Source organism: Coprococcus sp. TM115-187 (assembly GCF_027679115.1).
GTDB classification, from domain to species: Bacteria; Bacillota; Clostridia; order Lachnospirales; family Lachnospiraceae; genus Allocoprococcus; species Allocoprococcus comes.
Genome location: NZ_JAQEKS010000033.1, coordinates 1 through 26069, shown reverse-complemented (window position 1 = coordinate 26069; position 26069 = coordinate 1). Strand labels below are relative to the sequence as shown.

General features: G+C 43.8%; 23 protein-coding genes and 1 pseudogene. 21 read left to right on the top strand and 3 right to left on the bottom strand.

From position 1 onward, the window contains the following. Window positions 1-65 precede the first annotated feature (65 nt). The 6 genes from PGW42_RS14810 to PGW42_RS14785 all read left to right on the top strand — a co-directional run bounded on the left by PGW42_RS14810 (window position 66) and on the right by PGW42_RS14785 (window position 5429). The gene (locus PGW42_RS14810; RefSeq protein WP_117559382.1) at window positions 66-584 is read left to right on the top strand and encodes a hypothetical protein; all 519 of its coding nucleotides are present in this window, start codon (window positions 66-68) and stop codon (window positions 582-584) included. Between the two features lie 13 nt (window positions 585-597). Then, window positions 598-1158, top strand: a complete 561-nt coding sequence (locus tag PGW42_RS14805) for a tRNA (mnm(5)s(2)U34)-methyltransferase (RefSeq protein ID WP_117559380.1) — start codon at window positions 598-600, stop codon at window positions 1156-1158. Between the two features lie 439 nt (window positions 1159-1597). Beyond that, window positions 1598-2536, top strand: a complete 939-nt coding sequence (locus PGW42_RS14800) for a DUF2156 domain-containing protein (protein WP_270203982.1) — start codon at window positions 1598-1600, stop codon at window positions 2534-2536. Beyond that, the gene (locus PGW42_RS14795; RefSeq protein WP_008369542.1) at window positions 2526-3719 is read left to right on the top strand and encodes a pyridoxal phosphate-dependent aminotransferase; all 1194 of its coding nucleotides are present in this window, start codon (window positions 2526-2528) and stop codon (window positions 3717-3719) included. The genes PGW42_RS14800 and PGW42_RS14795 overlap by 11 nt, the downstream gene beginning before the upstream one ends. 40 nt (window positions 3720-3759) lie before the next feature. Beyond that, entirely contained in the window at window positions 3760-4818 is a 1059-nt protein-coding gene (gene hisC, locus PGW42_RS14790; RefSeq protein WP_173699211.1) for a histidinol-phosphate transaminase, read from the top strand. A gap of 101 nt (window positions 4819-4919) precedes the next feature. After that, a complete protein-coding gene (locus PGW42_RS14785; RefSeq protein WP_022220948.1) occupies window positions 4920-5429 on the top strand; it encodes a COG2426 family protein in 510 nt (169 codons plus the stop codon). A gap of 396 nt (window positions 5430-5825) precedes the next feature. Here the strand turns inward: PGW42_RS14785 and PGW42_RS14780 are convergent, their stop codons facing one another. The 3 genes from PGW42_RS14780 to PGW42_RS14770 form a co-directional block, all read right to left on the bottom strand. Next, a complete protein-coding gene (locus tag PGW42_RS14780) occupies window positions 5826-6425 on the bottom strand; it encodes a TIGR04100 family radical SAM protein (protein ID WP_055261159.1) in 600 nt (199 codons plus the stop codon). 77 nt (window positions 6426-6502) lie between these two features. Next, window positions 6503-7066 (bottom strand): TIGR04002 family protein, encoded by a 564-nt coding sequence (locus PGW42_RS14775; RefSeq protein ID WP_117836276.1) that lies wholly within the window; start codon window positions 7064-7066, stop codon window positions 6503-6505. 34 nt (window positions 7067-7100) lie between these two features. Then, entirely contained in the window at window positions 7101-7955 is an 855-nt protein-coding gene (locus tag PGW42_RS14770) for a pyridoxamine kinase (protein ID WP_270203983.1), read from the bottom strand. 122 nt (window positions 7956-8077) lie between these two features. On the opposite strand from PGW42_RS14770, the gene pdxR reads away from it, so the two are divergent. From pdxR to PGW42_RS14695, 15 genes and pseudogenes are all read left to right on the top strand, one after another. Then, window positions 8078-9400, top strand: coding sequence for a MocR-like pyridoxine biosynthesis transcription factor PdxR (gene pdxR / locus PGW42_RS14765; RefSeq protein ID WP_117824767.1), 1323 nt, complete (start codon window positions 8078-8080; stop codon window positions 9398-9400). Then, window positions 9401-10246, top strand: a complete 846-nt coding sequence (locus PGW42_RS14760) for an AraC family transcriptional regulator (protein ID WP_055247852.1) — start codon at window positions 9401-9403, stop codon at window positions 10244-10246. After that, window positions 10233-10379, top strand: a complete 147-nt coding sequence (locus tag PGW42_RS14755) for a hypothetical protein (RefSeq protein ID WP_270203988.1) — start codon at window positions 10233-10235, stop codon at window positions 10377-10379. The genes PGW42_RS14760 and PGW42_RS14755 overlap by 14 nt, the downstream gene beginning before the upstream one ends. Further along, window positions 10380-10544, top strand: a pseudogene (locus PGW42_RS14750) (ABC transporter permease subunit); the annotation flags it as partial. It lies immediately after the preceding gene. A 141-nt stretch (window positions 10545-10685) separates the two neighbouring features. After that, window positions 10686-11306: a DUF4867 family protein gene (locus tag PGW42_RS14745; protein ID WP_055297520.1), complete on the top strand. Its 621-nt coding sequence runs from the start codon at window positions 10686-10688 to the stop codon at window positions 11304-11306. 34 nt (window positions 11307-11340) lie between these two features. Beyond that, the gene (locus tag PGW42_RS14740; RefSeq protein WP_270203984.1) at window positions 11341-12825 is read left to right on the top strand and encodes an L-fucose/L-arabinose isomerase family protein; all 1485 of its coding nucleotides are present in this window, start codon (window positions 11341-11343) and stop codon (window positions 12823-12825) included. 332 nt (window positions 12826-13157) lie between these two features. Continuing rightward, window positions 13158-14627, top strand: a complete 1470-nt coding sequence (gene xylB / locus PGW42_RS14735; RefSeq protein ID WP_270203985.1) for a xylulokinase — start codon at window positions 13158-13160, stop codon at window positions 14625-14627. A 125-nt stretch (window positions 14628-14752) separates the two neighbouring features. Beyond that, window positions 14753-15220, top strand: a complete 468-nt coding sequence (locus PGW42_RS14730; RefSeq protein WP_117824743.1) for a hypothetical protein — start codon at window positions 14753-14755, stop codon at window positions 15218-15220. Window positions 15221-15294: 74 nt separating this feature from the next. Then, complete coding sequence (gene ispG, locus PGW42_RS14725) at window positions 15295-16350, top strand: flavodoxin-dependent (E)-4-hydroxy-3-methylbut-2-enyl-diphosphate synthase (RefSeq protein ID WP_008369525.1); 1056 nt, start codon at window positions 15295-15297, stop codon at window positions 16348-16350. Window positions 16351-16353: 3 nt separating this feature from the next. Then, window positions 16354-20961 carry a PolC-type DNA polymerase III gene (locus tag PGW42_RS14720; RefSeq protein ID WP_270203986.1) on the top strand — a complete coding sequence of 1536 codons (4608 nt, stop codon included), beginning with the start codon at window positions 16354-16356 and terminating at the stop codon, window positions 20959-20961. Between the two features lie 435 nt (window positions 20962-21396). Beyond that, window positions 21397-22146, top strand: coding sequence for a DeoR/GlpR family DNA-binding transcription regulator (locus PGW42_RS14715; protein WP_117559353.1), 750 nt, complete (start codon window positions 21397-21399; stop codon window positions 22144-22146). Beyond that, window positions 22146-23066, top strand: coding sequence for a 1-phosphofructokinase (gene pfkB / locus PGW42_RS14710; RefSeq protein ID WP_270203987.1), 921 nt, complete (start codon window positions 22146-22148; stop codon window positions 23064-23066). The genes PGW42_RS14715 and pfkB overlap by 1 nt, the downstream gene beginning before the upstream one ends. Window positions 23067-23089: 23 nt before the next feature. Next, window positions 23090-25024, top strand: coding sequence for a PTS fructose transporter subunit IIABC (locus tag PGW42_RS14705; protein ID WP_008369515.1), 1935 nt, complete (start codon window positions 23090-23092; stop codon window positions 25022-25024). 49 nt (window positions 25025-25073) lie between these two features. Continuing rightward, window positions 25074-25337 carry an HPr family phosphocarrier protein gene (locus tag PGW42_RS14700; RefSeq protein WP_055262380.1) on the top strand — a complete coding sequence of 88 codons (264 nt, stop codon included), beginning with the start codon at window positions 25074-25076 and terminating at the stop codon, window positions 25335-25337. A 4-nt stretch (window positions 25338-25341) separates the two neighbouring features. Then, window positions 25342-26069 (top strand): phosphoenolpyruvate-utilizing N-terminal domain-containing protein (locus PGW42_RS14695; RefSeq protein ID WP_270235163.1); only part of this gene is annotated, 728 nt, incomplete at its 3' end.

Below are 26069 nucleotides of genomic sequence, written 5' to 3'. Positions count from 1 at the left end.
GTTGAAGTAGGAATGAAACATAGAAGTTTGTAACTTTTTATAAGTTTTCAGTAACGGTACAAAAGATGGGACATATTGTACAGCGTCTGGTCCGGAATGCCATCATGCAGGCAGTGAACCAGGCAATCCAGAAGAAGACACAGCAGGAAGCTGCAAAGCTTGGAAACGAATGGAAGGGAAGTTTTCACTGTCTGGTATCCGGGTATTACAGCGGGATGACCGTCAAATATCTGATGCTTCCATTTGCAATCTTCTGTATTCTGTGTGCGGCAGGAAGTGGAATTGCCGGAGGGCTGACCTACAGTATCTGGTTTATCGTGATCGCAGTGGTGTGCCTGGTTACGCGCAGTTATGGAATGAAAAAGATGCGTGTCATCATTTACTGGGACAATGGCATGGCGTTTTATGACAAGAATGGCAATGAACTCGTACAGCTGCCACGGACAGCCATCGATCAGATGACAGTGAAAAATAGTAAGATCACCATCCCATGGGAAGGGAAAGAGTATAAGATCATCAGAAACCCGTTGGATAACGAAAAAGAAGTACGGGAAATGCTCGATTTCTATGGAAAAGACAGATAAGGAGTGATAGAAAATGAATTTTCAGATCACAGAATATTGCCATCACATTTTAGAAGAGTATATAGAAGAAGGGGATATCTGCATTGATGCCACCGCCGGAAACGGCGGTGACACGGAGTTTTTGTGCCAGAAAGTCGGAGAGACCGGAAATGTCTATGCTTTTGATGTGCAAGAGATGGCGATTTCTCACACTAGAGAACGCCTCGAAAGAGCGAATCTGTCGACAAGAGCCAAGCTGATCCACGATGGTCACGAGAAAATGCAGACCTATGTAAAAGAAGAAGTCAAAGCCATCACCTTCAACTTCGGCTACCTCCCCGGCAGTGACCACAAAATCGCAACCCATCCATCAACAAGCCTCGCCGCCATCGAGTCAGCCCTTAACCTGCTCAAAAAAGGTGGCATCATAAACCTCTGCATCTACAGCGGCGGCGACACCGGCTACGAAGAAAAAGAAGCCATTTTGAATTATGTCAAAGAATTAGACTCCAAAAAATGGCTCGTAATCGTAAACGCTTACTACAACCGCAAAAACGATCCCCCACTCCCAGTATTCATCTATAGACTGAAATAGTTTTTATTTCAGAAAACAGTAGTGGATCAACTGAATCAACAAAGCCGTTTTGCGCTTTTTATGTCTGTCGAAGAAAATCATACCGGAACAAATAAAGCCGTTTTTGCGGTTACCTGTTTGGCAAAAAACTTCGTACTGAGGCAACAGTCACAACCAGTAAAGTAGATCTGCCAAGACTGCAAAATAGAACGTTCCAATTCCATTCGAGGCAATGAAGATAAGACTCAAAAATTGTGGAAGCCATTGCTGACACAGTTTTCGCTCTCAGAGGCTTATCGGAATGGTTTGCCGAGTGGAATTGGAACGTTCTATTTTGCAGTCTTGGCCCACTAACTTTACAAGTAACACGAAAAAATACAAGAAAACCGCAAAAATCCACTCAAAATGTGGTATACTAACAGACAGTACCGCAAGAAAGCGGAATATGGAAGGATTTTTTATGGCAGAAGCAAAATTTAAAAGACCAGAACTGACAGACCAGGATCTCATCGATTCCTATTTCAAAAAGTACCCAAGCAGAAGCTGCGACCGTACTTTTGCAAATGTATATCTGTGGGCAAGGTTTTACGAAGTAGAATTTGCACAATATAACGATGTTCTCCTGTTCCGGGACAATAGTGCAGGATATGGCTATGCATTTCCGGCAGGTGAAGATGAGGACGTAAAAGCCGCCATCGAAGATATTCTGGAATGGGAGAAAGAAAAAGGCGTTCCATTCTGTCTGTATGGGGTGACAAAAGAGAATTTCGCCAAGTTGGAAACATGGTTCCCGGGTAAATTCGACATCACCTATCACAGAGATGAGGCGGATTATGTCTATGAAAGTGAGAAACTTGCAACACTTTCCGGCAAAAAGCTGCACGGCAAGCGGAATCACGTCAATAAATTTAAAGCACTTCACGGAGATAACTGGAGTTACGAAACGATTACAGAGGATAATCTGGAAGAGTGTTTTCAGATGGCACTGAAATGGCGGAATCTGAATGGCTGTGAAGATGATGAAGAGAAGAATTCCGAGATGTGTGTAACACTCAATTCACTGCGTCTTTACAAAGAACTGAACCTGATCGGAGGTCTGCTCAGAGTTGGTGATGAGATTGTTGCATTTACGATTGGAGAAGCGGTAAATGACGATACCTTTGTGGTTCATATCGAAAAAGCTTATGCGGATATTGAAGGTGCATATACCATGATCAACCAGCAGTTCGTAGAGCATGAAATTGCCGGAAAATACAAATATACCAACCGGGAAGATGATGTTGGAGAAGAAGGATTAAGAAAGGCCAAGCTTTCCTACAAACCGGTATTTATGGTAGAAAAAGGTGTTGTGACATTAAAAGAAGACAGCGAAAAGGAGTGTGCAAAAGATGATATCTAAGAAGATGGAAAATATGGTGGCAAACAGCTCGGCGATTCGCGCCATGTTTGAAGAGGGAAATCGTCTTGCAAAAATTTACGGACCGGAAAATGTATTTGATTTCAGTCTCGGTAATCCAAATGTACCGGCACCGAAAGCCGTAAAGCAGGCGATTCTTGATATTTTGGATGAAGAAGATGAACTGGTGCTTCATGGATATACTAACAGCAATGCGGGATATGAAGATGTTCGCCAGGCTGTAGCTGAATCTCTGAATGAGCGGTTTGGTACTGCATTTGCAGCAAAAAATATTACGATGACAGTTGGCGCAGCAGGCGGACTGAATGTTATTTTAAAAGCACTGTTAAATCCGGGAGATGAAGTGATCACATTTGCACCGTACTTTGGAGAGTACAGAAGTTATGTCAATAATTTTGACGGTGTTCTGGTTGAAATCTCACCGAATACCGTAGATTTTCAGCCAAAGCTGGATGAATTTGAGGCAAAGATCACACCGAAGACAAAAGCAGTGATCGTTAATACACCGAATAATCCGACCGGTGTTGTCTATTCCGAAGAGACGATCAGGAAGATGGCAGAGATCATGGAGAAGAAGCAGAACGAATACGGAACAGAGATTTATCTTATCTCTGATGAGCCATACCGTGAACTTGCTTATGATGGTGTGGATGTACCGTATCTGACCAGGTATTATGCCAATACGATCGTAGGATATTCTTATAGTAAATCTCTTTCCCTGCCGGGAGAGCGAATCGGATATCTGGTGATTCCGGATGATGTAAAAGATTCAGAGACACTCATTGCAGCAGCAAATGTTGCAAACCGTATTCTTGGATTTGTCAATGCGCCAACCCTGCAGCAGAAGGTAGTTGCAAGATGTCTGCATGAGAAAACCGATATTTCATACTATAACAGAAACAGGGAGACTCTTTACCAGGGACTCATAGAATGTGGATTTGAATGTGTCAAACCGCAGGGTGCATTTTACCTGTTCATGAAGACTCCGATCAAGGATGAAAAGACATTTTGTCAGGAAGCAAAAAAATATAATCTGCTTCTGGTACCGGGAAGTTCTTTTGGATGTGCAGGATATGTCAGAATTGCATATTGTGTAGCTTATGAGACAATCGTAAATGCACTGCCGAAATTCAAAGAGCTTGCAAAAGAATATCAGCTAGGATAAGACAAAAGCAAAAGATGTGACAGAAAGGTGAGAAAGCAAGATGAGAGAATTTGAGAAAAATATCCGAAAAGTAGAACCTTATGTTCCGGGTGAACAGCCACAGAAAAAAGTGATCAAACTGAATACCAATGAGAATCCGTACCCACCTGCACCGGGAGTTCTTGCGGCAATGAAAAAGCTGGAGGGTCATGTGGACAGTTTAAGGCTGTATCCGGATCCGACATCTGATGCACTGGTCAGTGCACTGGCGGACTTTTATCATGTTGGAAAAGATCAGGTTTTTGTGGGAGTGGGATCTGACGATGTTCTCTCTATGTGTTTCCTTACCTTCTTTAACTCGGAAAAACCGGTTTTCTTTCCGGATATTACATATTCCTTCTACAAAGTATGGGCGGATCTTTACCGGATTCCATACGAATGCAAGAAGGTAGATGAAAACTTCCATATCATAAAAGAAGATTATTATCCGGAAAATGGTGGTGTGATTTTCCCGAATCCAAATGCACCGACATCCATCTATGAAGATCTGGAATTTGTGGAAGATATCATCAGACACAACCAGGATGTTATTGTGATTGTGGATGAGGCATATATTGATTTCGCAGGAGAGTCAGCACTTTCGCTTCTGGACAAATATGACAACCTGATCATTACGCAGACATTTTCAAAGGCAAGATCGATGGCTGGAATGCGTATTGGATATGCAATCGCAAGTCCGCTCCTGATCAAGTATTTAAACGATGCAAAATATTCGTTCAATTCTTATACTATGAACAAAACTTCTCTGGTATACGGAGCAGAAGCGGTAAAAGATAAAGAATATTTTGCTGAGACAACACGTAAAATTGTGGAGACAAGAGACTGGGCAGAAGAAGAATTCAAAAAGCTCGGCTTTGTATTTCCAAAACCAAGCGCAAACTTCATCTTTGTATCACATCCGGAATACGATGCAAAAGAACTCTTTGAAGCAATGAAAGCAAAAGGAATCTATGTGCGTTTCTGGGGAAGCGAGCGGATTGAGCAATATCTGCGTGTGACGATTGGTACGAGAGAAGAGATGGAAGCACTCTTTGCCTTCCTCCGTGAATATATGATGTAAGTGTTAAAAACATAAATTGCGTTTGTGCTTACACAAATAAGCAATTTATGCTTATTGACACGTCGAACACCGATTTAATAAGTAAAAAATAGGAGATTTGTATGACTGAAACTTTAGTACAGTGGTTTGTAACCCATCTGGGTGGCAAGGCTGCCAAAGAACTGATTATCTTTATTATTTCAATGATTCCGATTCTGGAGCTCAGGGGAGGAATCCTTGCGGCAGGTCCGGCGTTTTTAAATATCCCGACCTGGCGTGCAATCCCAATCTGTCTGGTGGGGAACCTGATCCCAATTCCGTTTATCCTGCTTCTGATCCGTCCGATTTTTGCATGGCTGCGCAAGACGCGCCTTTTCCGTCCGCTTGTAGAAAAGCTGGAGAAAAAAGCGATGAGCAAAAGTGATCGGATCAGCAGATATGAATTCTGGGGGCTGGTACTCTTTGTAGGAATCCCGCTTCCGGGAACCGGAGCCTGGACCGGAGCTCTTGTCGCATCCCTCCTTGGCATCGACTGGAAAAAAGCTTTCGGAGCAATCGTAGTCGGCGTATGCATGGCATCGGTGATCATGTATATCCTGTCTTACGTTGTGATCGGAGGAATCTTTGGATAAAAAGTGAAAGCTTTCTCTTTGAGAGAACACAGAATGGCTGTATACGAAAGTATATGGTCATTTTTGTTTGGCGAATGATAGAGGTTGAGTGAGCACCAGCCACAAAAGGAATCGTTCGGATTCAAGTTGCGCTAACCATTCCGATGAGCCTCTTAGGACGGGAATACACTAGAAGGGCAGAAGGACCAAAAGAAACCGGATTAATTCACTTATTATGCAATGGAGATGAGACTCAAAAATCGTGGAAGCCTTTGCTGAACACGATTTTCGCCTTAAGAGGCTCATCGGAATGGTTTGCATAATGGAATTAGTCCGGTTTCTTTTGGTCCTTCTGCCAGCACAGCGCAAAGTATGGCAGCCGTCCCTTTGTTAATTATAGTAGAAAAGAGAATGAACTTACGAATAAATTCGAACTTTCAACGGAATCCCCATCTCGTCTGCGAGTTTCTGGGACGCATCGATTTCTTCCTGTGAAATGATGCTTACCACACTGAACTGCACAGATGAGAACAGTTTCTTCGCTTTCTCGGCAAATGCAAGCATATCTGGGAACGCATTTTCAAAACAAGGCTGTGTAACTTCCTGGTAACGCTCTGCAGTTGGCGCATTCAGGCTGATCGATACGGCATCGATATATTTTGCCATTTCTTCTGCGATCGGCTTTTTATTGAAGAGTTCGCCAAGTCCGTTGGTATTGACGCGAAGGAGAACTTCCGAATGTTTTTCTTTCATGTATTTTGCAGCAGCAATCAGATTATCGTAGGCACAGGTCGGTTCCCCGTAGCCGCAGAAGACGGCTTCCGGATAATTTGTAAAATCAAAAGCATCAATAGCTGCCTTGATCTCTTCGAAAGAAGGATTGTGGTCGTGCCAAAGTTCTGTTGCTTCTCCGATGGCTTCATGCTCGTTACGGATGCAGAAAATACATTTGCAAGTGCAGCGGTTGGTGATGTTAAAATATGCATTGTTTTTAAATGTGTAAATAATATCTGACATTATAATAAAATCTCCTCTTTGAAAGTCAGGCGGATATTCAAGAACCACCTGTCATTTGTGTATAATTAAATATTTGGCTAAATTCCAAATTTGTTTTTCATTGTACTCTTGAAACCGGCTTTGTCAAGAGTGGAACCAAGAATGATAAAGATCACAGCACTTCCGCCTGACTGGGCAAGGGTTCCTACAATCGAAGGAATCAGTGCACCCCAGGTTCCGAACAGAATCACATCTGTGATATAATATCCGATAAAGGAAATTACAGCGGCAACAACAACGCCGACACAGTTGTGTACATTCACAATCTTGTCCTTTTTACATGTGATCGGAAGAGAGATCAGCATCTTGATGATGAAGGTTGCAGGTGCATATATCGGAGCAGTCAGGATATCTGCCATGGCACCGCCGATTGCACCAGCAAACATGGCATATGGTGTTGGGAGAAATGCAGCGGCAAGATAGATCAGAGAATCTCCGATGTGTATATATCCGCCATTTACACCAAATGGAATATGGAAAATATAAGCAGTTGTCACACAGATCAGTGCTGCAAAAAGAGCTGTTGAAGTCAGTCTGGAGACTTTCTGATGAGAAAGTGCATTTGCAGATGGTTCTGGATTGTTAATGGTTGTAGATGACATGATAGTTACCTCCTTGGGTTTTATTTTGTAAATGTCAGTCAAGCAGCATAGAAAGATGGGATTCAAAATTGATTCCATCATTGCGCGGAATCTGGTCGGCAACGGTGTCAATCAGAGATCTTTCGATAAACCGGCATGCTTTTTCCACGCCTGCAGCTGCACTTTTTCCCTGTACCATCGAGGCACATACGACAGCGGAGAGCAGGTCACCGGTGCCAGAATAGCTTCCTCCGTGAATTCCAGAGGAAATGGCGCTTATCTGGTCGTTCTCGAGAACCAGATTGTAATATTTTACGGTATCATCAGAAGGAGCCTGATAAAGAATACCGGTGACGATGATCGTCTGGATCTGCGTTTCTTTCAAAGGAGCGGCAATCCGGGCAATCCGGTCCAGATAATCCGGTTCGTCCTTATACTTGGTAAGCCCTGCAAAATCAGAGTGTGTTAAAAGACACAGCTCGGTAAGATTTGGCGTGATCACATCGGCATGGGATACAAGCTTCTGCATCTGCTGTTGGAGTCTGGGAGTGAAAATGTCATATTTGACACCGGAATCTCCCATGACCGGATCGACAAAGAGCAGAGTGGAAGGGGTTCTGAACTTCTCACAGAAATTCAGGATTTTTTCCGCCTGATCTGCGCTGCCGAGATATCCGGTACTGATCGCATCCAGGGTAAGACCACGTTTTTGCCATTCTTCTGTGTAATGATCGATCTTGTCGGTAAAGTCCGTACAGTAATAGCTGTCGTAGCCGGTCTGATTGGTTAAAACTGCCGTTGGCAGAGGACAGGCCTGCACACCCATGACGGAAAGAACCGGGATCGCAGCTGTCAGAGAGCATTTACCAAGACCGGACAGATCATTGATAACAGCGACTCGTTTTATCATTGAAGTATCCTTTCCGAAATACAAAGTGAAAAATTCTTGCATTTCTTATGTGTTTTATATAGAATAAAATAAAAGTGTCATTTGTAAAATATACAAAAAGAAATATTTTTTAGAGGTCAGTTATGAGAGTGGAATTACAGAATGAGGAACACTGCCGGTATCTGAGAGTGTATCATTATTACAGGAATCTGATTCTATCCGGGCAGATGAAGTCAGAGACAAAGCTTCCATCGATCCGTAAAGGTGCAAACGAGCTGCAGATGAGCCGGACGACAATGGAGAATGCGTATATGCTTCTGGCAGCAGAAGGTTATATTGTGTCCAGACCGCAGAGTGGATATTATGTGACGGATATTGCCGAGAAGCAGGAAGAGGGCAGAAAGATTGCAAGCCGGCATGTAAGGAAGCAGGAGAATCCGGTTGTCTATGATTTTGCAACATCAAATGTAGATAAAGAGAGTTTCCGGTTTGAATTATGGCGGAGATATATGAAGAGCGCAATGCGTCAGGATGAGAGACTGCTTTCTTATGGAGAACCGCAGGGGGAACAGGAATTCAGGGAAGTACTGTCTGAATATATTCAGAAGACCAGAAGTGTGATCTGCAGCCCGGATCAGATCGTGATCGGTGCCGGTATACAGAGTCTTCTGCATATTCTGTGCCCACTGAATCATAAAAAGAGAACCGTATTTTTCAGGGACAGTGAGTTTGTACAGGGAATGACGGTTTTTGAAGATCATAACTACCGGATTGCAGGAAGTGCGGAAGAAGAGATTGGAATGTATTACGTGTCACCATCACAGATGACAAGATTTGGTGGGGTGATGCCGATCCAGGAAAGACTGGAACTGGTCGGACGCGCCGAAAAAGAGCATTTTCTGATCATTGAAGATGACTATAACAGTGAGTTCAAATATTTTCAGAAACCGGTTCCGTCCCTGCAGGGACTTTCGGGAGGAAGAAATGTCATTTATCTGGGAACATTTTCCAAAATGCTGCTTCCGTCTATTAGGATCAGTTATATGATACTGCCGCCGGAACTGATGGAAACTTACGAAAAAAGAAAAAATAATTACAATCAGACTGCATCCAAGGCCGAGCAGATCGCACTGACACAGTTTATCCGTGACGGACATCTGGCGAGTCAGGTCCGTAAATCCAGGAAGATCCATCTGGCAAAGGCGGAAAAGCTTGCGGACAGTGCAAAAAAGATTTTAGGAAAAGATGTGGATGTACAGGTTGGTGCTGCAGGATTTATGGTACAGTTGACCTTTGCGGAGGACTGCGCTGCAGAAAAGATTGCAGAAAAAGCAAAAAAGAAAGGAATGACATTTCTTGAAGTGGAGAAGAACAGGATGTTACTCACCTGTGCAGGTGTTTCTGCTGAAAAGTATGAGGATGCTATGAAACTGCTCAGAGAATGTACAGAGAAGAGGATGAATTAGATGGAATTTTCACATGAACTGGTTCTGCCGAATGAAGATCTGCCATTCCGGATGTTTTTATTTGAAGGAAAAGACGGAAATTATGTCAGGGAAAAGCACTGGCACCGGTCGATCGAGATGTTTGTTGTACTGGAAGGAAAGCTGGATTTTTATATCAATGAAGAAGATATCCATTTAGATGAAAAATCATTTGTGATTGTGAATTCTAATGAGCTGCATTCGATTTCGGCACCGTTTCCGAATAAGACGATCGTACTGCAGATGCCACTTCAGACATTTGAACGGTATTATACGGATGAGCAGTTTATCTGTTTTACCCACAGCGAACGCGTACAGGATGAACAACTGGTTGAACTGGTTGAAAAGATGTATGTGACGTATCAGAAGAAGAAAACAGGGTATGAATTAAAGGTACAGAGTTATTTTTATATGCTGGTCTATCTGATGGTGACAAAATACAGGAAGGTTGATGTCAGTGCGGAGATCGTGCGGGATCACAAGAACAGGAACCGGCTTTCTACGATCACGAATTATATCAAGGATAATTATCAGAAAGATCTCTCGCTGGAAGGGCTGGCACAGATCTTCGGGTATTCGCCGACCTATCTGTCACGGATGTTTCGCAAATATGCAGAAATCAACTATAAAGAATATATTCAGGGAATCCGTCTGGAATATGCCTACCGGGAACTGATAAGCAGTGATACGATGGTTGAGGAAATTGCAGAACATAGTGGATTTGCGGACGGAAGAGCATTTGCCAAAGCATTCCGGAAAAAATATGGAGTAAGACCAAGTGATTTCCGTAAAATGAGAAAGCAGGAATCGGAAGATGAAAAGTTATAAAGAAAACTGGAAGAAACTGATAGGAATAGGAGTTGTGGCTCTTGCCGCACTTCTGGTCCTGATCGGTATTGAGATGGTATATCATGAAAAAGTAAAAAGAGATGCCGGGAAAGGAGACCAGATCCTGATCTAGGTAGCAGTGATCGTTTTGATCTATGGATACCTGACATCAAAGACAACCGTAGGACGTCATTTATACGCAATCGGTGGAAATGAGAAGGCTGCTCAGCTTTCAGGTATCAATACTAATAAAGTGTACTTTATTGCTTATGCAAACATGGGACTTCTTGCAGCCGTTATCTTCGATGTAGAATCTAAAAAACGTTCTAAATAATAAAAAATAACGTAAGGACAAGAAAGTGCAGTTAACAGGCTAAGTTTTCGGTAGCAGATACCGGCTTAGCCTGTTAGAATATAAGACAGAAAGAAGGTGGAAGAAATGAAAATCAAAAAAGTAACAGATCCAGAATTCAGCAGATACGGACGTGTGATCGATGGGTATGATTTTTCAAAGCTGATCAAGGCAATGGAACACACCCCTCTTCCGGAGGATGTCATCTACGAACCATCTATTGAAGAACTGGAAGCAACGGATGTTGCAATCGATTTGAAGATGAGAGTTTACGGAGAACTTCCAATCCAGATCGGATACTGCAACGGACATAACAGCAAACTGAACGCACTGGAATATCACAGAAGTTCAGAAGTGAATGTCGCAGTGACAGATATCATTCTGCTTCTGGGGGCAGAGCAGGATATCGAACCGGATTTTACATATGACACATCAAAAGTAGAAGCATTCCTTGTCCCGGCAGGAATTGGAATCGAAGTGTACGGAACAACCCTTCACTATGCACCTTGCGGAGTAGATGGAAATGGATTTAAGGCAGTAGTAGTTCTTCCAAAAGGAACCAATACAGATCTGATGACCTGCCATACCAAATCATTTGATGACAAGCTTCTTACCGCAAAGAACAAATGGCTGATCGCACATGAAGAAGCAGGAATCGAAGGCGCTGTGTGCGGACTTAAAGGTGAGAATATCGACATCGCAAAATAGAACAGACAGATTCATATTTTAGGAGGAAAAAACAATGAATAACATGCCAGAACTGAAAATCGGAGTTGTTGCAGTAAGCCGTGACTGCTTCCCGGAAAGCCTTTCTGTATCAAGAAGAGAAGCACTTATGAAAGCTTACAAAGAAAAATACGGAGAAGAACATATTTACGAATGTCCGATCTGTATCGTGGAAAGCGAAATCCATATGGTACAGGCTCTGGAAAATATTAAGAAAGCCGGATGTAATGCACTGGTTGTATATCTTGGAAACTTCGGACCGGAGATCTCAGAGACGCTTCTTGCAAAACACTTCGATGGACCAAAGATGTTCGTTGCAGCAGCAGAAGAGAGCGGCAATAACCTGATCCAGGGACGTGGAGATGCATACTGCGGTATGTTAAATGCAAGCTACAACTTAAAGCTTCGTAATGTCAAAGCATACATTCCGGAATATCCGGTTGGAACAGCAGAAGAATGCGCAGATATGATCCATGAATTTGAACCGATCGCAAGAGCAGTCATCGGACTTAACAATTTGAAGATTATCAGCTTTGGACCAAGACCACTGAATTTCCTTGCATGTAATGCACCGATCAAACAACTTTACAATATCGGCGTAGAGATTGAAGAAAACTCAGAACTTGACCTGTTTGAAGCATTTAACAAACATGCCGGAGATGAAAGAATTCCGGCAATTGTAAAAGAGATGGAAGAAGAACTTGGAGCCGGTAACAAGAAACCGGAAATCCTTTCAAAACTTGCTCAGTATGAACTGACACTTAAAGACTGGGTAGAAGAACACAGAGGATACCGCAAATATGTTGCAATCGCCGGAAAATGCTGGCCTGCATTCCAGACACAGTTCGGATTTGTACCATGCTATGTCAACAGCCGTCTGACAGCACAGGGAATTCCGGTATCTTGCGAAGTAGATATCTATGGAGCACTCAGCGAATTCATCGGAACAGTTGTAAGTGAAGACACTGTAACACTCCTTGATATTAACAACTCTGTACCGGCCGACCTTTATGAAGAAGACATTAAGGGCAAATTCGATTACACACTGAAAGATACATTCATGGGATTCCACTGTGGAAATACTGCATCATCCAAACTTTCATTCTGCGAGATGAAATACCAGATGATCATGGCAAGATCTCTTCCGATCGAAGTAACACAAGGAACACTTGAAGGAGATATCAAACCTGGAGATATCACATTCTTCCGTCTGCAGAGCACATCAGACAATGTACTGAGAGCTTACATTGCACACGGTGAAGTCCTTCCGGTAGCAACACGTTCCTTCGGATCAATCGGAATCTTCGCAATTCCGGAAATGGGCAGATTCTATCGTCATGTACTGATCGAAAAGAACTTCCCGCATCACGGAGCCGTAGCATTCGGACATTACGGAAAAGCACTTTACGAAGTATTCAAATACATCGGAGTACCGGTAGACGAAATCGGCTACAACCAGCCAAAAGGTGTACGTTACCCAACAGAAAATCCTTGGGGCTAATTAAAACTATACACAATCATATAAGGGGCGGCTGAATGAACCCGCCCCTTTATAGTACAAAGAAACACGAATTAAAAACAGGATTTATGTTTCAAGCAGGCGGTTCAATGTCTTGAGGACCAGATTATAGAAAATAAATATGGCAGATTCCATTTGAGGCAATGAAGATGAGACTCAGAAATTGTGGAAGCTGTTGCTGACACAATTTCCGCCCTAAGAGGCTCATCGGAATGCTTTGCCGATTGGAAGATGCAATATTTATTTTCTATAATCTGGTCACAATCCCTCGAATCCGTCAGGTTGATACAAAAACCCTAACAAGGAGGTACATCATGCTCTATATAGGCGTAGACCTTGGAACATCCGCAGTAAAACTTCTGTTAATGGATGAAAAAGGCGACATCAAAAAAATTGTTTCAAAAGAATACCCATTATACTTTCCACATCCGGGCTGGTCAGAACAGCATCCGGAAGACTGGTTTACCCAGTCCGTAGAAGGCATCAAAGAACTGACTTCTGAGTGTGATAAGAGCCAGGTTGCAGGAATCAGCTTTGGTGGACAGATGCACGGACTGGTCATTCTGGATAAAGACGACCAGGTCATCCGCCCGGCAATTCTCTGGAACGATGGACGTACCACAGAAGAGACGGATTATCTGAATAACGAGATCGGAAAAGAAACGCTTTCTAAATACACAGCAAACATTGCATTTACTGGATTTACCGCACCAAAGATCCTGTGGGTAAAGAAAAATGAGCCGGAGAATTTTGCAAAGATCACAAAGATTATGCTTCCAAAAGATTATCTGGCATACTGCCTGTCAGGAAGCTTCTGCTCTGATTATTCGGATGCATCCGGCATGCTTCTGATGGATGTAGAACACAAATGCTGGTCCAAAGAAATGATGGACATCTGCGGCGTAACAGAAGAACAGCTTCCGAAACTTTATGAAAGTTACGAAGTCGTAGGAAGTCTGAAGCCGGAAGTAGCAGCAGAACTCGGACTTTCTGAAAATGTAAAAATTATTGCAGGAGCAGGCGATAATGCAGCGGCAGCTGTCGGAACAGGAACAGTTGGTGACGGAAGATGTAACATTTCCCTTGGAACATCCGGAACCATCTTTATTTCCAGTGCAGACTTCGGCGTAGATAAGAACAATGCCCTGCATTCTTTTGCACATGCAGATGGTCATTATCATCTGATGGGATGCATGTTAAGTGCTGCATCCTGCAATAAATGGTGGGCAGAAGAGATTCTTCACACGGATGATTTTGCGGCAGAGCAGAAAGATATTACAAAGTTAGGTGAGAACCATGTGTTCTATCTTCCATATCTGATGGGAGAGCGTTCACCGCACAATGATCCATATGCAAGAGCTACCTTTACCGGTATGACGATGGATACCACAAGAGCAGATATGATGCAGGCAGTACTGGAAGGAGTTGTATTTGCACTCCGTGATTCCCTTGAAGTTGCAAAAAGCCTTGGAATCAAGATCGAACGTACCAAGATCTGCGGTGGTGGAGCAAAGAGTCCTCTTTGGAGAAAGATGATCGCCAATATCATGAACCTGAAAGTGGATATCATCGAGAGCGAAGAAGGACCGGCACTTGGAGGTGCAATCCTTGCAGCAGTCGGATGCGGCGAATACGAAAGCGTAGAAGCAGCAGCTGACAAGCTGGTTAAGATTGTAGATACCGTAGAACCGGAAGCAGAACTGGTTGAAAAATACGAAAAGAGATATCAGGAGTTCCGTCAGATCTATCCGGCACTCAAACCGGTATTTCCGCATATTCAGTAATTGAATATAAGATTTTTATGGCGTCAGTCACATTGAATCTTCTTCTTTGCAGTCCCCGTTGACAGTGAAAGTTAAAACCCGTATAATGAATTATAAGATTGACATGATGTGGAGGGCTTAATTCTATGATTATTGCAAAGAATGATGAAGATAAAAGAAGCCGTGTGTGGAACTATGTGACAGGAATTACGACCGTTCTGATCATTATCGTGGCTGGATATTTCATTTACCAGGGATTTTTCGGAAATCCGCTGGAAGGAAAGTGGAAGCATGATGAGAGTGATATGATACTGGAAGTAGATGACCATAATGAAGCAGAGCTTGACTGGAAGAACCTGATCGATGGTAAGGATGTGGATGTGGAACTTGGATATACACTGGATATCAAGGCAAAGCAGATTACATTTACTGTGAAGCAGGAAGAGCTGGATGAGACAGCGAAAGAACTTGGTGATAATGTAACTGCATCGGAAGTAGAGCAGGCGATCAATTCTGTACTCACTACATTCAATTACAGTGTGGACGGAACCGAGCTTACACTTACCGAGTGGGATTATGGGGACCAGATGATTTTTGAAAAAGCAGACAAATAAAGAGAACCCTCTCTCTGTGGGCACGAAAGTCCGCAGGCAGAGGGTTTTGTGTGAGAACAGGAGGTTGAAAGCAGATGACAAGGAAGGAGACAAAAGTAATAAATATCGGAGGAAGAAAGATCGGCGGAGGCAATCCGGTAGCGATCCAGTCCATGACAAATACAAAGACAGAGGACGTGGAATCTACAGTTGCACAGATTCTTGCTCTGGAAAAGGCAGGATGCGAGATTATCCGCTGTGCAGTTCCGAATATGGAAGCAGCACAGGCTTTACAAGAGATTAAGAAACAGATCCATATTCCACTGGTTGCAGATATACATTTTGATTATCGTCTTGCGATCGCTGCAATTGAAAACGGTGCAGATAAAATCCGTATCAATCCGGGGAATATCGGAAGTGAGGACAGAGTCCGTGCGGTTGTGGAGAAAGCAAAAGAATACGAGATTCCGATCCGTGTCGGGGTGAACAGTGGTTCGCTGGAGAAGAACCTTCTGGAAAAATATGGTGGTGTGACTGCAGAGGGAATCGTGGAAAGTGCACTTGACAAGGTACACATGATCGAGAACATGGGCTATGACAATCTGGTGGTCAGTATTAAGTCCTCAGATGTCATGATGTGTGTAAAAGCGCATGAGCTGATCGCAAAGAAATGCCCGTATCCGTTGCATGTGGGAATCACCGAGTCCGGGACGCTGCTTTCAGGTAATATTAAATCTTCAGTAGGACTTGGAATCATCCTTTATCAGGGAATCGGAGATACGATTCGTGTATCGCTGACAGGGGATCCATTAGAAGAGATCAAGAGTGCAAAACTGATCCTGAAAGCACTGGGACTTAGAAAAGGAGGAATTGAAGTTGTATCCTGCCCGACCTGTGGACGTACCAAGATTGATCTGATCGGACTTGCCAATAAAGTAGAGACGATGGTTGCTGAATATCCACTTGATATCAAGGTTGCAGTGATGGGATGCGTGGTAAATGGTCCTGGAGAAGCAAGAGAGGCTGATCTTGGAATCGCAGGGGGAATTGGGGAAGGACTTCTGATCAAAAAAGGAGAGATCATCCGCAAGGTAAAAGAGGATGAACTTTTAGATGCACTTCGTAATGAACTGGAACATTGGGGCGAATAGAAGATGACAAAGCTATTTTTTGATGTGTTTCCAACATTGAATATCGATAACGACAGCCATATGCTGTTTGAAAAGGTGGAGGTGACGAAAATCACCTCCACTTCAGCCAGAAATCATATCAAGGTTTATATTTACAGTACCCATCTAATCCCGAAGAAAACGGTATGTTATGTGGAGAACCAGATTGAGGAACAGCTGTTTTCGCAGGGAAATATTCCGGTGACGATCATCGAGGAATACCGGCTTTCCGAGCAGTATACGCCGGAGAACCTGATGCATGCCTACAAGGAGAGTATTCTTTTTGAGCTGGAGCAGAAAAGTGTGCTGGAGAAAAATATGTTCCAGAAGGCAAAGTGCCGTTTCGAAGGGGAGCGTACTATGTGTCTGACTATGGCGGACACGATTGTTGCAGAGGGAAAGACCAGCGAGATCACCAGCTATCTGAAGGATGTCTTTGAGAACCGTTTCCATGTGCCGGTGGATGTGGAGATCGACTACGAAGAGGTGAAAGAGAGCAAATACAAGAAATTCAATGAGATGCAGCTTCAGCAGGAAGTAGATGCGATCAGGGAAAGGAATCAGAAGCTGCAGGCACAGCATGCTACGGAAGAGGCGGCGAAAGCAAAAGAAACGGAAGGCATATCAAAGAAGAAAGCGGAAAAAGCAGAAGATGCCGCTAAAGAAGCAGATGCATCAAGTACGCAGAATAAACAGGAACAGAAGAAACCGGAGACTCCGAAAAAGCAGGAATTTGCAGGAAAGTCCAGTGGGTTCAAAAGTGGCAAGGGAAGCTTTGTGCGTCGGGATTATCCGCTCAAGCGCTCCGATGACCCGAACGTAATTTATGGACGGGACTTTGACGATATGCCGATCGAGCTGAAGACAGTTACCGGAGAGATGGGTGAGATTACTTTCCGGGGACAGGTGATCAGCTTTGATACCCGTGAGATCCGGAACGAAAAGACAATCGTCATGTTTGCCGTGACCGACTTTACCGACACGATCATGGTCAAGATGTTTACCCGCAATGACCAGCTCCCGGATCTGCTTGCGGAGATTAAAAAAGGTGTATTTCTGAAAATCAAAGGAGTTACGACGATTGATAAATTTGATGGAGAGCTGACCATTGGTTCTGTAACCGGAATCCGCAAAACTTCGGATTTCCGTGTAACAAGAAAAGACAAGTATCCGGAAAAACGCGTGGAGCTTCACTGCCATACCAAGATGAGCGATATGGATGGTGTTTCCGAGGCAAAAGATCTGGTAAAGCGAGCACATGACTGGGGGCACCCGGCGATTGCGATCACCGATCATGGTGTGGTGCAGGGGTTTACCGATGCCAATCATGTGATCGAGGATCTGGATAAAGATGATCCATTTAAAGTTATTTATGGAGTGGAAGGATATCTGGTAGATGATCTGACTAAGATCGCAGAGAACGAAAAGGGACAGGATCTGGAAGGCACTTACGTGGTATTCGATATCGAGACAACCGGTTTTTCCGCTGTGACTGACCGGATCATCGAGATTGGCGCGGTAAAAGTGGAAGACGGGAAGATCACAGATAAGTTCAGTACCTTTGTCAATCCGAAACGTCCGATCCCGTTCCGTATCACGGAACTTACCGGCATCACCGATGAGATGGTCATCGATTCGCCGGATATTGAGATGATCTTGCCGCAGTTTATAGAATTTATTGGCGATGCGGTTCTGGTGGCGCATAATGCTTCTTTTGATGTGGGATTTATCGAGCAGAACTGCAAAAGGCAGAAGATTGAGGCTGATTTTACTTATGTAGATACCGTTGCACTTGCCCGTGTCCTTCTTCCGGCACTGAACCGTTTCAAGCTGGATACCGTTGCAAAAGCTTTAAATATTTCCCTGGAGAATCATCACCGCGCAGTTGATGATGCAGGCTGCACGGCAGAAATCTTTGTGAAATTTGTGCAGATGCTCAAAGAACGGGAACTGACAACGCTTGCAAAAGTTAATGAATTTGGGGATCTGAACCCGGATTCTATTAAAAAGCTTCCGACTTATCATGTCATTATTCTTGCAAGAAATGACATTGGTCGTGTGAATTTGTATCAGCTTGTTTCAGCATCCCATCTGGTTTACTATAACCGCAGACCCCGTATCCCGAAAAGTGTGTTAAATGAGCACCGGGAAGGTCTGATCGTGGGAAGTGCCTGCGAAGCCGGAGAGCTTTACCGTGCACTTCTGGATGGAAAGCCGGATGAGACGATCGCGAAGATCGTGGATTTTTATGACTATCTGGAAATCCAGCCGCTTGGAAACAATGCATTTATGGTAGAGAGTGACAAAGTAACTTCGGTCAATTCTATGGAAGATATCATGGATCTGAACCGGAAGATCGTGCATCTTGGGGAGCAGTTCCACAAACCGGTCGTGGGAACCTGTGACGTACATTTCATGGATCCGGAAGATGAGGTATACCGCCGGATCATCATGGCAGGAAAAGGATTTGGAGATGCCGATAAACAGGCACCACTATACCTTCGTACAACGGAGGAAATGCTGGATGAATTTGCCTACCTTGGTTCGGAAAAAGCGTATGAAGTTGTGATCAGGAACACCAATTTGATCGCGGATATGATCGAGAAGATTTCTCCGGTCCGCCCGGATAAGTGTCCTCCGGTTATTGAGAATTCCGACCAGATGCTGCGAGATATCTGTTATAATAAAGCCCATTCTATGTACGGGGATCCCCTTCCGGAGATCGTACATGAACGACTGGAAAGAGAACTGAATTCCATCATTTCCAATGGATTTGCGGTTATGTATATCATTGCGCAGAAGCTGGTATGGAAATCCAACGAGGATGGTTACCTGGTAGGATCCCGTGGTTCGGTAGGATCTTCATTCGTTGCAACTATGGCAGGAATTACGGAGGTCAATCCTCTGGTTCCACATTACTATTGTAGCAATTGTCACTATAGTGATTTTGATTCGGAAGAAGTGAAAAAATATGTGGGTGGCTGTGGACACGATATGCCGGATAAGAACTGTCCGGTCTGTGGACAGAAGCTGGTCAAAGACGGATTTGACATTCCATTTGAGACTTTCCTTGGATTCAAGGGAAACAAAGAGCCGGATATCGACCTGAACTTCTCCGGAGATTACCAGAGTAAAGCGCATAAGTATACGGAGGTTATTTTCGGAAAAGGTCAGACCTTCCGTGCCGGAACCATTGCCGCACTTGCAGAAAAGACGGCTTATGGATATGTGAAGAATTATTATGAGGAGCGTGGTGACCGTAAGCGAAACTGCGAGATCGATCGTATCGTAGCTGGCTGTACCGGAATCCGCCGAAGTACCGGACAGCATCCGGGGGGAATCGTAGTTCTTCCGCATGGAGAGGACATTAACTCTTTCACTCCAATCCAGCATCCGGCAAATGATATGACGACCGATATTATCACCACTCATTTTGATTATCATTCCATCGACCACAACCTTTTGAAACTGGATATTCTCGGACACGATGATCCGACCATGATCAAAACGCTGGAAGAGCTGATCAATTCCGATGCGATGGACAATAAATACGATGGAGTGAATAATGTATTTAAAGCGACTGATATTCCATTGGATGATCCAGGTGTAATGGGACTTTTTGCAGGAACAGAGGTGCTCGGTATCACACCGGAGGACATTGACGGATGTCCGCTTGGTTGTCTGGGAGTCCCGGAGTTTGGTACAGATTTTGTTATCCAGATGGTAATTGATACCAAGCCAAAGACGCTTTCGGACCTGATCCGTATTTCAGGTCTGTCTCATGGAACAGATGTGTGGCTGAACAATGCACAGACCCTGATTGAAGAAGGAAAGGCAACCATTTCCACGGCAATCTGTACCCGTGATGATATCATGACTTATCTGATCAACAAAGGTGTTGAAAGTGAAGAATCCTTCACAATCATGGAACGTGTGCGTAAAGGAACCGTCGCAAAAGGAAAATGTAAAGAGTGGTCACAGTTTAAAAAAGATATGCTGGAGCATGACGTGCCGGAATGGTATATCTGGTCCTGTGAGCGGATCAAATACATGTTCCCGAAAGCCCATGCTGCAGCTTATGTCATGATGGCATACCGGATTGCCTACTGCAAGATCAATTATCCGCTTGCCTATTATGCGGCATACTTCGGAATCCGTGCATCTGCATTCTCTTACGAACTGATGGGACAGGGAAAAGAAAAACTTCTCTACCATATGAAAGAATATAAAAGAAGAGCAGAACTCAATCAGCTCAGTAAAAAAGATCAGGATACCTTAAAAGATATGAAAAATGTACTGGAAATGTATGCCAGAGGATTTGATTTTTTACCGATCGATATCTACAAATCCAAAGCATCCAAGTTCCAGATCGTCGGCGACAAGCTCCTTCCACCGTTCAACACCATTGACGGTATGGGCGATAAAGCCGCCGAGGCCATGGAAATTGCCGCTAAAGACGGACCATACCTCTCTAAAGACGATTTCCGTCAGAGAACAAAAGTCAGCAAGACATTGGTTGACTTGATGGCAGATATGGGTTTGCTGGGTGACCTCCCGGAGACCAATCAGTTATCCCTGTTTGATTTTGCCTAAATAAAAAGTCAAAGTACTTAAAGATGAGTTATCGTTCAATATAACTTAAAAAAGTGCTTTGGCTTTTTTTATATAAGAGAAAAGTATAAATTTGCATTTGGTTAGGTTAAACAAAGCCTTTTGCTGCATTTTGCCAGTAACGTAGAAGCCAGAGTTCCGTTCCGACTATATCTATTTCCAATTCCGTTGAGTGCAATGGAGATGAAACACAAGTCGGAACTCTGGCACCACCGATTCCACACCCATAAAAATGCACAAAATCATCCCTATTTTTTTGGTAGTTATTTATGGCTGAAAATGATTGACTTTGACTGAAAAAGGCGATATATTAAACCTAAAGATGAATGAAAAAGAAAATAAATGATTGAAAATGACTGAAATATAAAATACAATTGAATAAATCAGTCATAACCAGTCGAAATGGAGGTGAGATAAGTGCTTGCAGAAGAAAGATTCAGTGAAATTCTGAAATTAGTGAATGAATACAAGACAATCACTGTTCAGGAACTGACCGAGCTTCTGGATATGTCAGAGTCAACGATACGAAGAGATCTGACAACACTTCATAAAAAAGGAAAGCTGATCAAGGTACATGGTGGTGCAACCGCAGTCAATATGGCGCAGTACACCAGAGACGAATCTGTTGCAGTCAGACAGGATCTGAACATTGATGAAAAGGTGCAGATCGGAAAGTATGCATCATCTCTGATTGAAAAAGATGATTTCGTCTATATCGATGCCGGAACGACCACGGATTTCCTGATTGATTTCCTGACAGAGCAGGACGCTGTGTATGTGACAAACGGAATCATGCATGCGAAGAAGCTGACACAGAAAGGCTGTATAGTTTATCTGATCGGTGGGGAATTAAAAGAAGCAACGCTGGCACTGGTCGGAGAGGAAGCAATGAAAACCCTGGGAAGATACCATTTCACAAAAGGATTCTTCGGAACCAATGGGATTCATATAGAGAGTGGATGCACCACACCAGATATCCGGGAGGCTGCGATCAAAGAGATGGCAATCTTAAGAAGCGCAAAGGCTTACATCCTTGCAGATTCAACCAAATTCGGTCAGGTAGCACCGGTAACATTTTCAGAACTGGATGCAGTGGACATCATTACAACAAAGCTTAAGGATGCTACATTTAACAAATATAAAAATATTGTGGAGGTTGCAAAATAATGATTTACACAGTGACATTTAACCCGTCTTTGGACTATGTGGTACAGGCAGATCAGCTGATCCCGGGAGAGATCAACCGGACAACAAGCGAACATATCTATCCGGGAGGAAAAGGGAACAACGTATCTGTGATCCTTTCCAATCTGGGACTTAAGAGCAAAGCGCTTGGATTCAAGGCAGGATTTACCGGAGATGTACTGGAAAAGATGCTGGAAGAGTTCGGATGTGAGACAGATTTTATCCCGTTAAAAGAAGGTAATAGCCGAATCAATGTAAAGATCAATGCAGGAACTGAGACTGAGATCAACGGACAGGGACCGGTTATCACAGAAGAAGCAATCCAGGCATTATATGAAAAGCTGGATAAGCTGGAAGAAGGCGATGTACTGATCCTTGCAGGAAGTATTCCGAATACTCTGCCGGAAGATATTTATGAGAGAATCCTGGAGAGACTTTCCGAAAAAGAAATCCGTTTTGTAGTGGATGCAACCAAGGATCTTCTTTTAAAAGTTATGAAATATCATCCGTTCCTGATCAAACCGAACAACTATGAGTTAGGTGAGATGTTTAACGTAGAACTGAAGAGAAAAGAAGACATCATCATTCATGCGAAGAAGTTACAGGCACTTGGAGCACAGCATGTACTGGTATCCATGGCAGGTGACGGAGCGATCCTTGTGACAAAGGATGGAAAAGTCTATGAGACCATGCCTCCGAAAGGAAAGGTTGTCAATTCTGTTGGCGCAGGTGATTCTATGGTGGCAGGATTTATTACCGGATATCTGAATACAAAAGATATGGAAAAAGCATTTCGCCTGGGTGTGGCGGCAGGAAGCGCTTCGGCATTCTGTTCGTGGCTTGCTACAAGAGATGAGATTGTTGCACTTCTTGGAGAACCGGCAGAAGTGTACCATATATAAAATCAAATGGGAGGAATGACAAGATGAAGATTACAGACTTACTCAAAAAGCAAAGTATTTGCCTCGATGGCAAGGCAGATTCCAAAGAGCAGGTCATCCGTGAAATGGTCGATCTGATGGCAGAAGGCGGGAACATCAATGACATTGACACCTATCGTGAAACCGTCTTTAAACGAGAAGAAGAAGGAACTACAGGAATTGGTGAAGGCATTGCAATCCCGCATGGCAAGACTGAAGCGGTAAGCGCACCGGGACTTGCAGCCATGGTACTTCCGGAGGGTGTAGATTACGATTCTCTGGACGGAGAACCGGCATACCTTATTTTCCTGATCGCAGCACCAAATACAGAGGACAATGTACATCTGGAAGTACTCAGTCGTCTGTCCATGCTTCTGATGGATGAGGATTTCAGAAACAAGCTGCTTCATGCAAAGGATGTTGATGAATTTCTTGCTTATGTTGATGCAGCCGAGAAAGAAAAATTCCCGGAAGAAGCAGAAGAAAAAGCAGAAGCTCCGGCGGATGCATCTGCAAAACCGTATCAGATCCTCGCAGTTACCGCATGCCCGACCGGTATCGCCCATACTTACATGGCGGCGGAAGGTCTGGAAAAGAAAGCGAAAGAAATGGGAGTTACCATCAAGGTAGAAACAAACGGATCTGGTGGTGCCAAGAACGTACTGACACCGGAAGAAATCGCTGCCTGTGACTGTATCATCATTGCAGCCGACAAGGATGTCGCAATGGCAAGATTTGACGGCAAGCCGCTGATCAGTACAAAGGTATCTGACGGAATCAACAAAGCACAGGAGCTGATCGAACGTGCCTTGAGTGGAAATGCTCCAGTTTATCACAGCAAGGGTGGAGCAACAGAAGAGGGTGGTGCGTCAGCTGACGGAGATACCATCGGACGCAAGATTTATAAGAGCCTGATGAATGGAGTATCCCATATGCTTCCATTCGTAATCGGCGGTGGAATCCTGATCGCACTTTCTTTCCTGGTTGACGGTGCAAATGCAGGTACAGCAGCATTTGGTAGTGGAACTCCACTTGCAAAATTCTTCAACACCGTTGGAAATACAGCGTTTGGGATGATGTTCCCGATCCTTGCCGGTTATATTGCAATGGCAATTGGTGACAGACCGGCATTGATGCCTGGTATTGTAGGCGGACTTCTTGCAAAAGCCGGAACTTCTGTATTTCTTGCAGAAGACGCATGGATTTCATCCGGATTCTTCGGTGCACTGATCGCCGGATTTGCAGCAGGATACCTGATGATCGGATTGAAGAAATTGTTTGACAAGCTTCCGAAAACTCTGGAAGGGACAAAACCGGTTCTTCTGTATCCATTCTTTGGGATTCTGATCATGGCAGCATTTATGATCTTTATCGTAAACCCACCGGTTGGAGCATTTAACACCTGGCTGAATAATGTCCTTTCCGGAATGGGAGAATCCAGCAAGATGCTTCTGGGAGCGGTTCTTGCAGGTATGATGTCCATTGATTTTGGCGGACCGTTCAACAAAGCGGCATATGTATTTGGAACGGCATCCATCGCAAGTGGACAGTTTGATATTATGGCATCTGTTATGATCGGAGGTATGGTTCCACCGATCGCAATCGCACTTGCCACCACATTTTTTAAAAACCGTTTTACAAAGAGTGAACAGCAGACAAGTATCACAAACTACATCATGGGACTTTCTTTTATCACAGAAGGAGCCATTCCATTTGCAGCATCTGATCCGCTTCGAATCATTCCGCCATGTATAGTTGGTTCTGCAATAGCAGGCGCATTATCCATGATGTTTGGATGCGGATCAAGAGCTCCGCATGGAGGAATTTTTGTCATCGGAATTATTGACAATCCATTGATGTTTTTGATAGCATTGGTTGTAGGAGCTGTCGTAGCAATGGCGGGAATTGTATTACTCAAAAAGCCATTGAAAGCAGAGTAGTAACTTATTAATTTTCTAAATATTTTTTAAAGAACAGGAGTGTTGAATCATGAAAGAATTTAAGTATGTAGTAACAGATGCACAGGGAATCCACGCAAGACCGGCAGGAATTCTGGTAAAAGCAATTGCGAAAAAAACTTCAGATATTAAGATCAAAAAAGCAGGAGATACACGTGAAGTCAATGCAAAGAGCATTATGGCAGTTATGAGTCTTGGCGTAAAAAAGGGAAATGAGGTTATCATCACAGCTGAAGGCGAAGACGAAGAAGAAGCAATCGCGGAAATCCAGAAAGTATTAGAGGAGAATCTGTAGGATTATGATTACACTAAGTGGTAAAAGTGTTTTTGGTGGCGTAGCCATCGGGAAGATTGCTTTCTATAAAAGACAGGAAAAGCAGGTAAGGCGGTATCATGTAGAGGATACCGAAGCAGAGGTGGCACGTTTTGAGGATGCCCAGGAGACTGCGATTGCACAGCTCGGTGAGTTGTATGACAAGGCAATGGAAGATGTAGGAGAAGCCAATGCGGCAATTTTTGAAGTACATCAGATGATGCTGATGGATCTGGATTATGTGGATTCGATTAAGAATATTATTACTACCCAGGAAGTCAACGCAGAGTATGCTGTTGCGACGACAGGAGATAACTTCTCCCGGATGTTTGCATCTATGGATGATGTTTACATGCAGGGACGTGCGGCCGATGTAAAAGATGTATCGGACCGACTTCTCGGTATCCTTTCGGATGCCGGGGAAAGCGGTGTTGTGGCAGACGAACCGGTGATCGTGGCAGCAGATGATCTGGTACCGAGTGAGACTGTTCAGCTCGACAAGTCCAAAGTGCTTGCATTTGCAACCATGTACGGATCAGCAAATTCCCATACGGCAATCCTTGCAAGGACCATGAACATCCCGGCCGTTATTGGTCTGGGAGAAGGGCTTGCAAAAGAATATGACGGACATATGGCAGCCATCGACGGCTTTACTGGGACCATCTACATTGATCCGGATGAAGAGACCATGAAGGCTATGACCGAAAAGCGCGA